The sequence below is a fragment of the Ralstonia flatus genome (genome assembly GCF_958439105.1).
In the GTDB taxonomy this organism is placed as follows: Bacteria; Pseudomonadota; Gammaproteobacteria; order Burkholderiales; family Burkholderiaceae; genus Ralstonia; species Ralstonia flatus.
This window is the reverse complement of the sequence record NZ_CAUDLI010000008.1, coordinates 78,022-92,395: the sequence shown is the minus strand read 5'-3', so window position 1 is coordinate 92,395 and position 14,374 is coordinate 78,022. Positions and strand designations below refer to the sequence as shown.

The 14,374-nt window shown below is 64.4% G+C and carries 12 protein-coding genes; all 12 read right to left on the bottom strand.

Going from position 1 to position 14,374, the window contains the following annotated elements; translation table 11 throughout:
- Positions 1-14: 14 nt before the first annotated feature.
- Positions 15-251, bottom strand: a complete 237-nt coding sequence (locus R2676_RS18170; protein WP_024542178.1) for a BolA family protein — start codon at positions 249-251, stop codon at positions 15-17.
- A gap of 59 nt (positions 252-310) precedes the next feature.
- Positions 311-1,099, bottom strand: coding sequence for an ABC transporter permease (locus R2676_RS18165; RefSeq protein WP_027680233.1), 789 nt, complete (start codon positions 1,097-1,099; stop codon positions 311-313).
- Positions 1,096-2,061, bottom strand: coding sequence for an ABC transporter ATP-binding protein (locus tag R2676_RS18160; RefSeq protein WP_206274109.1), 966 nt, complete (start codon positions 2,059-2,061; stop codon positions 1,096-1,098). Before R2676_RS18160 ends, R2676_RS18165 begins: the two co-directional genes overlap by 4 nt.
- Positions 2,062-2,313: 252 nt before the next feature.
- Positions 2,314-2,625, bottom strand: a complete 312-nt coding sequence (locus tag R2676_RS18155; RefSeq protein WP_206274110.1) for an STAS domain-containing protein — start codon at positions 2,623-2,625, stop codon at positions 2,314-2,316.
- A 74-nt stretch (positions 2,626-2,699) separates the two neighbouring features.
- Positions 2,700-3,335, bottom strand: a complete 636-nt coding sequence (locus tag R2676_RS18150) for an MlaC/ttg2D family ABC transporter substrate-binding protein (protein ID WP_102067447.1) — start codon at positions 3,333-3,335, stop codon at positions 2,700-2,702.
- 152 nt (positions 3,336-3,487) lie between these two features.
- Positions 3,488-4,291 (bottom strand): MlaA family lipoprotein, encoded by an 804-nt coding sequence (locus R2676_RS18145; protein WP_206274111.1) that lies wholly within the window; start codon positions 4,289-4,291, stop codon positions 3,488-3,490.
- Between the two features lie 3 nt (positions 4,292-4,294).
- On the bottom strand, positions 4,295-4,816 hold the full coding sequence (mlaD, locus tag R2676_RS18140) for an outer membrane lipid asymmetry maintenance protein MlaD (protein ID WP_027680238.1): 522 nt from the start codon (positions 4,814-4,816) through the stop codon (positions 4,295-4,297).
- A gap of 37 nt (positions 4,817-4,853) precedes the next feature.
- On the bottom strand, positions 4,854-5,621 hold the full coding sequence (gene mlaE, locus R2676_RS18135; protein WP_027680239.1) for a lipid asymmetry maintenance ABC transporter permease subunit MlaE: 768 nt from the start codon (positions 5,619-5,621) through the stop codon (positions 4,854-4,856).
- On the bottom strand, positions 5,618-6,451 hold the full coding sequence (locus R2676_RS18130; RefSeq protein ID WP_027680240.1) for an ABC transporter ATP-binding protein: 834 nt from the start codon (positions 6,449-6,451) through the stop codon (positions 5,618-5,620). Before R2676_RS18130 ends, mlaE begins: the two co-directional genes overlap by 4 nt.
- Positions 6,452-6,679: 228 nt before the next feature.
- A complete protein-coding gene (locus R2676_RS18125; protein WP_206274112.1) occupies positions 6,680-7,711 on the bottom strand; it encodes a Bug family tripartite tricarboxylate transporter substrate binding protein in 1,032 nt (343 codons plus the stop codon).
- Positions 7,712-7,885: 174 nt separating this feature from the next.
- The gene (locus R2676_RS18120; RefSeq protein ID WP_206274113.1) at positions 7,886-9,349 is read right to left on the bottom strand and encodes a glutamate synthase subunit beta; all 1,464 of its coding nucleotides are present in this window, start codon (positions 9,347-9,349) and stop codon (positions 7,886-7,888) included.
- Positions 9,350-9,489: 140 nt separating this feature from the next.
- Positions 9,490-14,211, bottom strand: coding sequence for a glutamate synthase-related protein (locus R2676_RS18115; RefSeq protein WP_206274114.1), 4,722 nt, complete (start codon positions 14,209-14,211; stop codon positions 9,490-9,492).
- Positions 14,212-14,374 lie beyond the last annotated feature (163 nt).

Genomic DNA, 14,374 nt, shown 5'->3' with positions numbered 1-14,374 from the left:
ATCAAGCTCGGCCATCAGGACTGCCACTCCGCCGGGGTGAGCGTCTTCATGGACAGCGCGTGGATTTCGGCGCGCATCCGCTCACCCAGCGCGGCGTAGACGAGCTGGTGACGCTGGATCAACCGCTTGCCTTCAAATTGCGCGCTGACGATGGTGGCAAAAAAGTGCTGGCCGTCGCCCTCGACTTCGAGGTGTTCGCACGGCAGGCCGGTTTCGATGTACTGCTTGACTTGTTCGGGTGTGGGCAACATGGCCGTCCCTTCTCCTGCAAAACGTTAGGGTGAGCGTCGTTCGTTTTGTTATCGACGCATCAATGGCGCAGCTTGTAGCCCGTGCGCAGCATCTGCAGGGCCACTCCCCCCACCACGACCAGCGCGATCAGCATCACGCCGAGGCTCGTCGCCACCGGCACATCGGACACGCCGAAGAAGCCGTAGCGGAAGCCGTCGATCATGTAGAAGAACGGGTTGGCGTGGGACACCGCCTGCCAGAACGGCGGCAGTGAATGAATCGAATAGAACACGCCCGCCAGGAAGGTGGCCGGCACGATCAGAAAGTTCTGGAACGCAGCGAGTTGGTCGAACTTTTCAGCCCAGATACCGGCGATCAGCCCCAAGGTGCCCAGCACGCTCGCGCCCAGCACGGCAAACACGATGATCCACAGCGGTTGCGCGAAGTGCAGGTGCGCAAACAAGGTCGTCACGACGAGCACACCGGTCCCCACGGCCAACCCGCGAATGATGGAGGCACACACATACGCGCCGAACATCTCCCAGTGCGACAGCGGCGGCAGCATGATGAACACCAGGTTGCCTGTGATCTTCGACTGGATGAGCGACGACGAGCTGTTTGCGAACGCGTTCTGCAGCACGCTCATCATCACCAGGCCCGGCACCAGGAAGGCGGTGTAGCTCAACTGGTCGAACACCTTGACGCGATCTTCGAGCACGTGGCCGAAGATCAGCAGATACAGCAGCGCCGTCAGCACCGGCGCGGCGACGGTCTGGAAGCTCACCTTCCAAAAGCGCAGGACTTCCTTGTACAGCAGCGTGCGGAAACCGACCCAACGGCCCGGCAAGCTCTCGGGAATGGCATTCATGCAGCGGGCTCCAGCGCAGAATCGGGAATGGCAGGCGTTTGGGGACCGACGGGCAATCCGCCTTCGCGACGCATGATCTGCACGAACACGTCTTCCAGATCGGCCTTGGCGACCTCCATGTCGTCGATCTCGCAGCCGGCAAGGCGGCACGTGGAGAGAATCTGTTCGACGTCGCCGTAGCCCGATAGCCGCAGACGCACACCGCGCTCGCCGTGGTTGCCAGGCAGACGCAGGCTTTCGAGCGATGCCGGCAGCGCGCCCTTCGCAAAGCTCAGCACCAATTGCAGCCCGGCAAATTGCGACAGCAGATTCGCCGTGCGATCGAGCGCGACCACCTCGCCAAACTTGAGCATGGCAATGCGGTCGCACAGGGATTCGGCCTCTTCCAGATAGTGCGTGGTCAGCACGACGGTGTGGCCTTCGCGGTTCAGGCGCGAGATGAATTTCCACAGCGTCTGGCGCAACTCGACGTCGACCCCGGCGGTCGGCTCGTCCAGCACGATCACGGGTGGGCGATGCACCAGCGCCTGCGCCACGAGCACGCGGCGCTTCATGCCGCCCGACAGCGCGCGCATGTTGGCGTCGGCCTTGTTGGTCAGGTCCAGGTTGGCCATGACCTCGTCGATCCAGTCATCGTTCTTGGTCAAGCCGAAATAGCCCGACTGCAGGCGCAGCGTTTCGCGCACCGTGAAGAACGGGTCGAACACCAGTTCCTGCGGCACCACGCCGAGCTTGCGGCGCGCGGTGCGGTAGTCGGAAACGACGTCGTGGCCGAGCACGCGCACGCTGCCGGAATCGGCACGATTCAGGCCCGCGAGGATGGAGATCAGCGTGGTCTTGCCCGCGCCGTTGGGGCCCAGCAGGCCGAAAAACTCGCCCTGCTCGACAGACAGGCTCACGCCCTTGAGCGCTTGCAACGACTTGTAGCGCTTGCGGACGTCAGCGATTTCGATGGCTTTCATGGCCGACAAAGTGAACTACTCTGCGCATATCTTGACCATGAATCGACGTGGCGATCACGGCAGCGGACGCCGCACACGGCGACGGCAGAGCGACAAACCCAGAATTATAGGGGAACTGGACCAACTCACGGCGTCACCACTGAAGACGCCGAACCGCGAATGCCAGGGGCGCCCGCAACGCCCCCGGCCGGAGCGCGGCATCGCGATGTCGGGTTCAGGGCAACCGCCCTGCGCCCTGCACCGGACGCCGCCTCAATGTCGTGCGTGATGGTGGTCGGGAGTGGCCGGCGCAAGGGCCAGCAGAGATTCCACGCCGTACAGCGCGGCGAGGTTGGACAGCGCCTGCGGAGCGCCTGCGATATCGAGTGCGATACCGGCATCCTGGGCCGTGCGCTGCCACGACAGCAGCACCGCCAGCGCAGACGAATCGACCTGCGACAAGCCGGCGCAATCGACGTGCAATGCGGCAATGCCGGCTTCGCGCGCCTGACCGAGCTGCGCCTCGCCCTCGCGCAGAACGCGCGGCGCTTCGCGGTGAGTCAGCGGGCCGGACAAGGTCAACATGGCGGAAATGGAGGCACCAGAAAAAGAAACAGCGGCCAGAGCTGACCGCTGTGTCGATTCTACCGGAAGGCGGCTTACTTTGCCGGGCCCTTCTCAAGCTGCGCGTTGCGCTCGTTCAGGAAGCTCACCAAGCCGGCCACGCCGCCGCGCTTGCTGATGACATCGGCAAACTGGTTCTTGTACGTTTCCGACAACCACAAGCCGCTGATGTTGATGTCATACACCTTCCAGCCGCCGGCCGTCTTTTCCAGACGGTAGTCCAGGGCCACCGGCTCGCCGTTGTTGTTCACGGTCGAACGCACCACCACGTCGGTGTCGTCGGCGGCCGCACGGAACGGCTTGTACGAAACGGTCTGATTCTTCACGTTCGACAGCGCGCCGGCGTAAGTGCGGATCAGCAGGGTCTTGAAGCCTTCCTGAATCTGTTGCTGCTGCTCCGGCGACGCCTGGGTCCAGAAGCGGCCCATGGCGATCTGCGTGGTGCGCTTGAAATCGGCACGCGGCACGATCTTTTGATCGACCAGCTGGAACACCTTGGCCATGTTGCCGCTGCGGAGTTCCGGATCGCTCTTGATGGTGGTGAGCACATCGTCCACAGCCGTCTTGACGGTCGCTTGTGCGTCGGCTTCTTGAGCATGGACCGGGGCAGCTGCCACGGCTGCCGTCAGCGTGAGGCCGGCGAAGAGGGAGCGGAGAAGCTTGTTCAACATATCGCGTCCTTATAGTGTGATTTTCGGGTCGCTTGCAGCAGATGCACTGCAATCTTGCTGGCGATTAGAACAGACCGTCCGCTGCCAAGTTCGCGCGGCACGGCCTGTTTTACGCCTTGTCACCATTGTGGCGACGGTGTTACGTGATCCGCTCAGCGGCGGAATACCGGCCAGTTCGGCGTGAAGCGCTGATACGGCGAAACCGTGGCGTCACCGGTATCCGGCGACGTCTTGTTGTCCTGATCCTCCGGCAGGTTGCCGTCATAGATCAGGTAGCGGCGGCGTTGCAGGTAGGCGTCGCGCAGGAAGGTGTACTTGTCGACCGCGGCCTGTTCGAACACATTGCTCGCGCCGAGCAGGTTGGCACGCACATCGACCACGCGCAGCGCGGCCAGCGAATAGGTGATCGTGCTGTCGTGCCAGTACGTGAGCGGATCCATCTGCCAGTCGACCAGGAAACCCACGGTGTCACGCGCGGTGCTGGGGCCGAGCAACGGCCACACAACGTACGGGCCGGATGGCACGCCCCACACGCCCAGCGTCTGGCCGAAGTCTTCCTTGTGCTTGGGCAGGCCGGCGTCCGACGCAATGTCGATCAGGCCACCCAGGCCCAGCACGGTATTGATCGCCACGCGCATGGTGTCTTCCAGCGCCGCCGTGCCCTTCAATTGCAGCAGGTTGTTGACGGCCGAATAGACATCGCCCGCGTTCGAGAAGAAGTTCGATACCGCAGTGCGCGCCGGCGACGGCACGACATCGACGTACGTCTGGGCAACGGGCTTCAGCACGCCCTTGTCGAGGTCTTCGTTGATGCGGAAGACTTCACGATTGAAAGGTTCCAGCGGGTCTGCCGGATTCGCATTCGGCCCCGTGGCACAGCCGGCCAGCAGCGTGGCGCCTGCGGCCACGGCCAGCGCAAAGCCGCGCAACGTGCGGATAGATGTTGTTGTTTTCATGGTTTATTTGCTCCCACTGCCCTCAGCCGGCTTGGCTGCGCCGGCGCCGCCATTTCCGCTGCCAGCACCGGCATCTGCCGCCTTGCTGTAGAGGAACTGGCTGATCAGGTTTTCCAGCACCACCGCCGACTGCGTCATGGTGATCTTGCTGCCGCTGGCCAGCATGGCCGAATCGCCGCCCGGCTCGATGCCCACGTACTGCTCGCCCAGCAGACCCGATGTCAGGATCTTGGCCGAGCTGTCCTTCGGAAATTGATAGCGCTGGTCCATCTCCAGCACGGCAATCGCCTGATAGCTCTTGTCGTCGAACAGGATCTGCGACACACGGCCGACCACCACGCCCGAACTCTTGACCGGGGCCCGCACCTTCAGACCGCCGATGTTGTCGAACGCCGCCTTCACCTGGTAGGTCTTGGCAAACGAGAACGAACTCATATTGCCCGCCTTGAGCGCCAGGAACAGCAGCGCAATGATGCCTACCAGAACGAACAGGCCGACCCAGAAATCGAGGACGCTTTTACGCATGATTTTTTCTCGTTGAACGCTAACGACAACCGGCGGCTCAGCTGAACATCAGCGCCGTGAGCACGAAATCCAGCGCCAGCACGGTGAGCGACGCGATCACCACCGTGCGGGTGGTCGCGCGCGAGACGCCTTCCGGCGTGGCCTTGGCCTCATACCCCTGATACAGGGCAATGAAGGTGACCGCCACACCAAACACGAAACTCTTGATGACGCCGTTCAGCACGTCGTCCATGACATCGACGCCGGCCTGCATCTGAGACCAGAAGGCGCCGGGGTCCACACCAATCAGCCCTACGCCGACGAAGTATCCGCCCAGAATACCAACGGCACTGAAAATCGCCGCCAGCAGCGGCATGGCGATGAAGCCCGCCCAGAAGCGCGGCGCCAGCACGCGCGCCAGCGGATCGACGGCCATCATTTCCATGGCGATCAGCTGTTCGCCGGCTTTCATCAGGCCAATCTCGGCGGTGAGCGAGGTGCCGGCACGGCCGGCAAACAGCAAGGCCGTCACCACCGGGCCCAGCTCGCGCACCAGCGACAGCGCCACCAGCAGGCCCAGCGCCTGTTCGGAGCCGTAGCGGTTGAGCGTGTTGTACCCCTGCAAGCCGAGCACGAAACCGACGAACAGACCCGACACCGCGATGATGATGAACGAATCGTTGCCGACGAAGCGCAGCTGCTCAACGACCAGACGCGGGCGGCGCAGCACATCGCCGGAAGCGGCGATCAGTGAAATCAACGTGCGTGCGGCGTAGCCGAAGCGGCTGATCAGCACCAGAACGAAGCGGCCGATGGTGGAAATCATCGCGCGCCTCCGTCCTTGCCCAGACCGAAGTCATCGGCCAGCGGCGCCCCGGGATAGTGGAACGGCACGGGGCCGTCTGCCTCGCCGTGCACGAACTGGCGCACGAACGGATCGGTCGATGCGGTCAGCTCGGCCGGCGTGCCCTCGGCGGCAATGCCACCGTTGGCAATGAAATAGACGTAATCGGCAATGTGGAACGTTTCCTGCACGTCGTGCGAGACGATGATGCTCGTCGCGCCCAGCGCGTCGTTCAGCTTGCGGATCAGCGAGGCAGTCAGGCCCAGTGAGATCGGGTCCAGCCCGGCGAACGGCTCGTCGTAGAGGATGAGCGACGGGTCCAGCGCAATCGCCCGGGCGAGCGCCACGCGCCGCGCCATGCCGCCGGAAATCTCCGAGGGCATCAGGTCGCGGGCACCGCGCAGGCCGACGGCGTTCAGCTTCATCAGCACCAGATCGCGGATGAGCGGCTCGGGCAGCTCGGTATGTTCGCGCAACGGAAATGCCACGTTGTCGAACACGGACAGATCGGTAAACAGCGCCCCAAACTGGAACAGCATGCCCATCTGGCGGCGGGCGTCATACAGCGCGCGCTTGTCCATGGCGCCGATGTCCTGGCCGTGCACGCGGACAGTGCCCGCGGCGGCGCTCACCTGGCCGCCGATCAGCCGGAGAATCGTCGTCTTGCCGCAGCCGGAGCCGCCCATGACGGCCACCACGCTGCCCTTCGGCACGCGCATGCACAGGCCGGACAGGATGCGCCGCGCACCTGGCTGGTAGGCGAAATCGACCTGATCGAGTTCGACAACGGCGTTGGAAGGCTGGGTGGACACGGTGGAGTTCGGTGCAGAGGGCTCGACGGGTTGGCGGCTATGCAGGGCCGCATCTTGTTGTCTTGGCTGCCGCACCAGCTTGGCGCGGCCCGCCATTATAGGGGGAAACCCGCGTGCCCCGCCGGTCACGCTGCGCTTACCGACACGGGGTGTGGCTTGGGCGCCGCGCTGCCCGCACGCGGCCCTTGCAGGTGGTGGAAGACAGTACGCACGCCGCGAAAAAGCGGCTTACTCGCCACTATCCAGCCGCAGATCGGCTTGGCGAATCACGCCTTGCCAATGCGTTGCATCGCGGCGCACGGCCTGCGCGAACGTGTCGGGCGCGTCCCATTCCGGCTCGAAGCCCCCGGCCCGCAACGTGTCGCGTACGTCGCTTGCCGAGATCGCGCGACGTAACTCCGCCGCGGCGCGCAACGACAGCAGGCGCGGCGTGCGCGCCGGCATGAAAGCACCGATCCATGCACTGCGGTCAAATCCGGCGAGGCCGCTTTCGCGCAACGTCGGCACAGCCGGTGCCAGGCGCGAACGTACATCGCCCGTGACGCCGAGCAACCGCAGCTGGCCGTTGGCCGCTGCCGCCGCCACGCTCGGATAGCAGGCGAAACAGGCGGCCATGCGGCCCGCCAGGACCTGCTGCACGAGGCCGGCTTCTCCGCGGACGGCCACGTGCGGCGCGTGAAAGGCGTAATCGCGGACAAACTGCTCGGCGACGAGGTGCGACCAGGTGCCGGCGACATCCGACCCGCAATTCACGGTGACCGTGTCGGCGCGGGCCTGCGCGAGCAGTTCCGTCACAGAAGAGAACGGCAGCCGCGCATCGACCGCAAGAAACAGCGGCAGCGTCGCAACCATGGCGACCGGCTGGAAGTCGCGCAGCGGATCGTACGACGCCGCCTCCAGCGCTGGCTGGGCAACAAACGTGGTTTGGTGGAGCAGCAGGGTATGCCCGTCGGACGGCGCACGCGCGACGGTCTCGCCGGCGGCCATGCCGTTGCCGGCGGGGCGGTCCTCCACATCGACCTGCCGGCCCACCTGCGCCTGAAGCTGCGCGGCGAGCGCACGAGCAAGCGCATCGAAAGCGCTGCCCTCGGCGGCCGGCACCACAAGGCGCATAGGCTGCGAGGGGTATCCACGCAACAGCGCATGCGCCGGAGACGCAAGCACCGCCGGCAGCGCACCGAGCCAAGCCAGGGCGCGCCGCCGCTGCCGATTGGGCGCGTCAGTCACTTCTGCGGGCTTGTCGCGGGCGCACGGGCGCATGGGCAGGCGGGGATCACGGGGAGGGTTTCATTCTAGAAACCGGCCCGCCCGCCCTGCACCCATGTAAACCATGTCGATGTAAACCATGAAGGCGCGCCCGCCCGCGCCATGATGGACACACCAAACAAAAAGGCCCGCCGAGGCGGGCCTGAACCAATCGATTCCACCACGTGGTCAGCGCGGCAGTTCCGAATGGCCCATGAGAAACGCGTCGACTGCGCGGGCAGCCTGGCGGCCTTCGCGGATGGCCCACACGACGAGCGACTGGCCGCGGCGCACGTCGCCGGCGGCAAACACCTTCGGCACGTTCGTGGCGTAGGCGTTGTCGCCTTCGGTGGAGGCACGCGCGTTGTTGCGCGCATCCTTGGTCACGCCGAAGGCATCCAGCACGCCGCCGACCGGATTCGTAAAGCCCATCGCCAGCAGAACCAGATCGGCCTTGAGGGTGAATTCGCTGCCTGCGACTTCGCTCATCTTGCCGTCCTTCCACTCGAGGCGAACGGCGGTCAGGCCCGTCACGCGGCCGTTCTCGCCGATCAGCGCCTTGGTGGCGACCGACCAGTCGCGCTCGCAACCTTCGTCATGCGACGACGACGTGCGCAGCTTGATCGGCCAGTACGGCCACACCAGCGGCTTGTTCTCTTCTTCGGGCGGACGCGGCAGCAGTTCGAATTGCGTGACCGATGCGGCGCCATGGCGGTTGGACGTGCCAACGCAGTCCGAACCCGTGTCGCCGCCACCGATGACGATGACGTGCTTGCCGTCGGCGCGGATCGGGTTCGGCGCATCGCCGGCCACTTCCTTGTTCTGCGGGATCAGGAATTCGAGCGCGTAATGCACGCCGTCCAGATCGCGGCCCGGCACCGGCAGATCGCGCGGCACTTCCGAGCCGCCTGTCAGCACGACGGCGTCGAATTGCTTGAGGATCTCTTCCGCGGCGATGGTCTCGCGTGCGTCGTTGGCGATGCCGGCCGGAACCGTCTTGTCGCCCACCATCACGCCGGTGCGGAACGTCACGCCCTCGGCTTCCATCTGCTGCATGCGGCGGTCGATCTGCGCCTTCTCCAGCTTGAAATCGGGGATGCCGTAGCGCAGCAGGCCGCCGATGCGATCATTCTTTTCGAACAGCGTCACATCGTGACCGGCGCGCGCCAGTTGCTGCGCCGCCGCCATGCCAGCCGGGCCCGAGCCGACCACGGCCACGGTCTTGCCAGTCTTGTGCTTCGGCACTTGCGGCGCGACCCAGCCTTCTTTCCAGGCCTTGTCGATGATGGCGTGCTCGATCGACTTGATGCCCACCGGCAGTTCGTTGATGCCCAGCGTGCAAGCTGCTTCGCACGGTGCCGGGCAGATGCGGCCCGTGAACTCGGGGAAGTTGTTGGTCGAGTGCAGCACCTCGATCGCGGTCTTCCAGTCCTGGCGATACACCAGGTCGTTGAAGTCCGGGATGATGTTGTTGACGGGGCAGCCGTTGTTGCAGAACGGAATGCCGCAGTCCATGCAACGCGCGCCCTGGATCTTGGCTTCGTTGTCCGCCAGCGCGAACACGAATTCCTTGTAATGCTTCACGCGCGCTTCGGGCGCTTCGTATGCCTCGTTCTGGCGGGGAAATTCGAGAAAACCGGTCGCCTTGCCCATGGTGTCCTTCCTGACCCGATGCTGCTCTGCCGGCACAGTCGTGCTAGCCAGGCAGTCGAGCCTGTCTTGTGAGGTTGCGTTGTATTCGGTGGTGGCGAACAGCCGATCAGCGGATCAGCCATTCGCCCAGTCGATTGGAATCAGGCAGCGATCTGTTCGCGGCCGGCTTCCTGTTCGCGTTCGTACATCTCGGCCAGCGCACGCTTGTATTCGGTCGGGAAGACCTTGACGAAGCGGCGACGCGCGTTGTTCCAGTCGGCCAGCAGTTCCTTGGCACGCTCGGAGCCGGTGTAGCGGAAGTGCTTTTCCACCAGCGCCTTGAGCAGATGCTCGTCGAGCACGCGCTCGCCGTTCACCTTGTGCCAGGTCGACGGCGTGTGAGCCTTCTCCTGGTCAGCCGCCGACAGCACGGATTCCAGTGCGACCTGCGCCGTGTTGCAGCGCTTGTCGAAGAGGCCGTCTTCGTCATAGACGTAGGCCACGCCGCCCGACATGCCTGCCGCGAAGTTGCGGCCGGTGGCACCGAGCACGACGACCGTGCCGCCGGTCATGTATTCGCAGCCGTGGTCGCCCGTGCCTTCCACCACCGTGGTGGCGCCGGAGTTGCGCACCGCAAAGCGCTCGCCTGCCACACCGTTGAAGAACGCCTCACCGGCCAGCGCGCCGTACAGCACGGTGTTGCCGACGATGATGTTGGACGTCGGCTCACCGCGGAACTCGTGCGGCGGGCGCACGATCACGCGGCCGCCCGACAGGCCCTTGCCCACGTAGTCGTTGCCGTCGCCCACCAGATCCAGCGTGATGCCGTGCGCCAGGAACGCGCCGAATGACTGGCCGGCCGTGCCCTGCATCTGCACGTGGATCGAATCATCGGGCAGACCTTCGTGGCCATAGCGCTTGGCGACCTCGCCCGACAGCATCGCGCCGACCGTGCGGTTGACGTTGCGCACCGGCTGGATGAACGAGACACGCTCGCCCTTCTCCAGCGCAGCCTTGGACTTCTCGATGAGCTGGTGATCCAGCGCACGATCCAGACCGTGGTCTTGCACGTCGACCTGGTAGCACGGTTCGCCTTCCTTCTTCGCCGGCTGGTAGAAGATGCGCGCGAAGTCCAGACCACGGGCCTTCCAGTGTTCGATACCGGCCTTCGTGTCGAGCAGATCCGCGCGACCGATCAGTTCGTTGAACGTGCGGATGCCCAGTTGCGCCATGATTTCGCGCACTTCCTCGGCCACGAAGAAGAAGTAGTTCACCACGTGCTCGGGCTTGCCCGAGAATTTCTTGCGCAGCACCGGATCCTGCGTCGCCACGCCGACCGGGCAGGTGTTCAGGTGGCACTTGCGCATCATGATGCAGCCTTCCACCACCAGCGGAGCGGTCGCGAAGCCGAACTCGTCGGCGCCCAGCAGCGCACCGATCGCGACGTCACGGCCGGTCTTCATCTGGCCGTCGGCCTGCACGCGGATGCGGTTGCGCAGACCGTTGAGCATCAGCGTCTGCTGCGTCTCGGCCAAACCCAATTCCCACGGCGTGCCGGCATGCTTGATCGACGACCAGGGCGAGGCACCGGTGCCGCCGTCATGACCCGCGATCACCACGTGGTCTGCCTTGGCCTTGGCGACACCTGCGGCCACCGTGCCCACGCCGACTTCCGACACCAGCTTGACCGACACGTCCGAACGCGGGTTCACGTTCTTCAGGTCGTGGATAAGCTGCGCCAGGTCTTCAATCGAATAGATGTCGTGGTGCGGCGGCGGCGAGATCAGGCCCACGCCCGGCACGGCGTAACGCAGCTTGCCGATGTAATCCGTCACCTTGTGGCCGGGCAGCTGACCGCCTTCGCCGGGCTTCGCGCCCTGCGCCATCTTGATCTGGATCTGATCAGCCGAAGCCAGGTACTCGGCCGTCACGCCAAAACGGCCCGACGCCACCTGCTTGATCTTCGAGCGCAGCGAATCGCCCTCTTGCAGTTCCAGATCTCTTTCGACCACTTCGCGGCCGATCACGTCCGACAGCTTCGTGCCCTGCTTAATGGGAATGCCGCGCAGCTCGTTGCGATAACGACGCTCGTCTTCACCGCCTTCGCCCGTGTTCGACTTGCCGCCGATACGGTTCATCGCCACGGCGAGCGTAGTGTGCGCTTCCGTGCTGATCGAACCGAGCGACATGGCGCCCGTCGCAAAGCGCTTGACGATCTCCTTGGCCGGCTCGACTTCTTCCAGCGGAATCGCGCGCGCCGGGTCCACCTTGAACTCGAACAGACCGCGCAGCGTCATGTGGCGCTTGCTCTGATCGTTGATGAGGTTCGCGTATTCCTTGTACGTCTGGTACGAATTCGCGCGCGTCGCATGTTGCAGCTTGGCGATCGAATCCGGCGTCCACATGTGCTCTTCGCCGCGGACGCGGTAGGCGTATTCGCCGCCGGCGTCCAGCATGTTGGCCAGCACCGGCGCATCGCCAAAGGCGTCGCGATGCAGGCGCAGCGCTTCTTCAGCCACTTCGAAGATGCCGATGCCGCCCACGTTGGATGCGGTGCCCTGGAAGTACTTGTCGACCAGCTCGCGCGACAGGCCGATCGCTTCGAAGATCTGCGCGCCGGTGTACGACATGTACGTCGAGATGCCCATCTTGGACATCACCTTGTGCAGGCCCTTGCCGATCGCCTTGGTGAAGTTGTAGATGGCCTTCTCGGCGGTCAGACCCAGGCCCGGTGCCAGTTCGGCCAGCGTCTCCATTGCCAGGTACGGATGCACGGCTTCCGCGCCGTAGCCGGCCAGCAGGGCGAAGTGGTGCACTTCGCGGGCCGAACCGGTCTCGACAACCAGACCCGTGCTCGTGCGCAGGCCCTTCTCCACCAGGTGATGATGGATGGCGGACGTAGCCAGCAGCGCCGGAATGGCAGCCTGCTTCTCGTCGACCGCGCGGTCGGACACGATCAGGATGTTGTAGCCCGACTTGACCGCATCGACAGCCTCGGCGCACAGCGAGGCCAGGCGCGCTTCGATGCCTTCCTTGCCCCAGGCCACCGGGTAGCAGATGTTCAGCTCGTAAGCCATGAACTTGCCGCCGGTGTAGTGCTCGATGTTGCGGATCTTCGCCATGTCCTTGAAGTCCAGCACGGGCTGGCTCACTTCAAGACGCATCGGCGGGTTGATGTTGTTCAGCTCAAGCAGGTTCGGCTTCGGCCCGATGAACGAGACGAGCGACATCACCACGTTTTCGCGGATCGGGTCGATCGGCGGGTTCGTGACCTGCGCGAACAGTTGCTTGAAGTAGTCGTAGAGCGTCTTGTTCTTGGAGGACAGCACGGCCAGCGGGCTGTCGTTGCCCATGGAGCCGGCGGCTTCTTCACCGTTGGCGGCCATCGGGGCCATCAGGAACTTGACGTCTTCCTGCGTGTAGGCGAAGGCCTGCTGGCGATCCAGCAGCTTGGCGGCCGGCTTGGTCTCTGCCGCCACGTCTTCCGGCTTGGCTTCCAGCTCGTCGAGCTTGATGCGCACGGCGTCGATCCAGCTCTTGTACGGCTTGGCGTTGGCCAGGTTGTCCTTGAGTTCCTTGTCGTCGATGATGCGGCCCTGCTCCATGTCGATCAGGAACATCTTGCCCGGCTGCAGGCGCCACTTCTTGACGATGCGCGACTCGGGAATCGGCAGCACACCGGCTTCCGACGCCATCACGACCATGTCGTCGTCGGTGACGTAATAACGCGCCGGACGCAGGCCGTTACGGTCTAGCGTTGCGCCGATCTGGCGGCCATCGGTAAAGCAGATGGCGGCGGGGCCGTCCCACGGCTCCATCATTGCGGCGTGGTATTCGTAGAAAGCGCGACGGTTGTCGTCCATCAGCGTGTGCTGTTCCCACGCTTCCGGAATCATCATCATCATCGCCTGGGCCAGCGGATAGCCGGCCATTGTCAGCAGTTCGAGGCAGTTGTCGAACGAAGCCGTATCGGATTGACCCGGATAGATCAGCGGCCACAGCTTCGGCAGATCATCGCCCAGCACCGGCGACGAGATGCCGCCCGTACGCGCGTTGATCCAGTTGACGTTGCCCTTGACGGTGTTGATTTCGCCGTTGTGCGCAACCATGCGGTACGGGTGCGCCAGTTCCCATGCAGGGAACGTGTTGGTCGAGAAACGCTGGTGCACCAGCGCCAGCGCCGACACCGTGCGCGGGTCTGCCAGGTCCTGGTAATACCGGCCGACCTGTTCACACAGCAGCAGACCCTTGTAGACGATCGTGCGCGCCGACATCGACGGCACGAAGTATTCCTTGCCGTGCTTGAGCTTGAGCGCCTGGATGGCGTGGCTTGCCGTCTTGCGGATCACGTACAGCTTCCGCTCCAGCGCATCGGTGGTCATGATGTCGCGGCCGCGCCCGATGAAGATCTGGCGGATCACCGGCTCCGTCTTCTGCACGGTGGGCGACATCGGCATGGTCTTGTCGACCGGCACGTCGCGCCAACCCAGCACAACCTGCCCTTCCAGACGCACGGTGCGCTCCAGTTCCTGTTCGCAGGCGAGGCGCGAGGCGTGTTCCTTCGGCAGGAAGATCATGCCGACGCCGTATTCGCCGGCCGGCGGCAGGTTGATGCCCTGCTTGGCCATCTCTTCGCGGAAGAACTGATCGGGAATCTGCAGCAGGATCCCTGCCCCGTCGCCCATCAGCGGGTCGGCACCGACGGCGCCCCGGTGGTCGAGATTGTGCAGGATGCGCAAGCCTTGCTGGACGATCTCGTGGCTCTTCTTGCCCTTGATGTGGGCGACGAAGCCGACGCCGCAAGCGTCGTGTTCATTGGTCGGGTCATACAGACCCTGGGCCGACGGCGCCGACGGCGTGATGGGGAAGGAATGTTGTTCCACGGCGATCTTCCGAGGTTGTAGGTGCAACGCGCCGTGGAAGGCCCTCGCGAAGGTGCGGATGCGGTGGCAGACAGGCAATGGCGCGCCGCACCATGAATGCGGGGTGAAACGAATATAAAAGAGTGGCCCGTAACAGGCAAAATTTTTTAAATGGGGTCGGAAC

Bases quoted from the DNA above. Each gene is read 5' to 3' on its own strand.
- R2676_RS18150 (WP_102067447.1), bottom strand. From the start codon at position 3,335: ATGTTGAACAAGCTTCTCCGCTCCCTCTTCGCCGGCCTCACGCTGACG.
- R2676_RS18160 (WP_206274109.1), bottom strand. From the start codon at position 2,061: ATGAAAGCCATCGAAATCGCTGACGTCCGCAAGCGCTACAAGTCGTTG.
- R2676_RS18155 (WP_206274110.1), bottom strand. From the start codon at position 2,625: ATGTTGACCTTGTCCGGCCCGCTGACTCACCGCGAAGCGCCGCGCGTT.
- R2676_RS18125 (WP_206274112.1), bottom strand. From the start codon at position 7,711: ATGCGCCCGTGCGCCCGCGACAAGCCCGCAGAAGTGACTGACGCGCCC.
- R2676_RS18120 (WP_206274113.1), bottom strand. From the start codon at position 9,349: ATGGGCAAGGCGACCGGTTTTCTCGAATTTCCCCGCCAGAACGAGGCA.
- R2676_RS18165 (WP_027680233.1), bottom strand. From the start codon at position 1,099: ATGAATGCCATTCCCGAGAGCTTGCCGGGCCGTTGGGTCGGTTTCCGC.
- R2676_RS18170 (WP_024542178.1), bottom strand. From the start codon at position 251: ATGTTGCCCACACCCGAACAAGTCAAGCAGTACATCGAAACCGGCCTG.
- mlaD (WP_027680238.1), bottom strand. From the start codon at position 4,816: ATGCGTAAAAGCGTCCTCGATTTCTGGGTCGGCCTGTTCGTTCTGGTA.
- R2676_RS18145 (WP_206274111.1), bottom strand. From the start codon at position 4,291: ATGAAAACAACAACATCTATCCGCACGTTGCGCGGCTTTGCGCTGGCC.
- mlaE (WP_027680239.1), bottom strand. From the start codon at position 5,621: ATGATTTCCACCATCGGCCGCTTCGTTCTGGTGCTGATCAGCCGCTTC.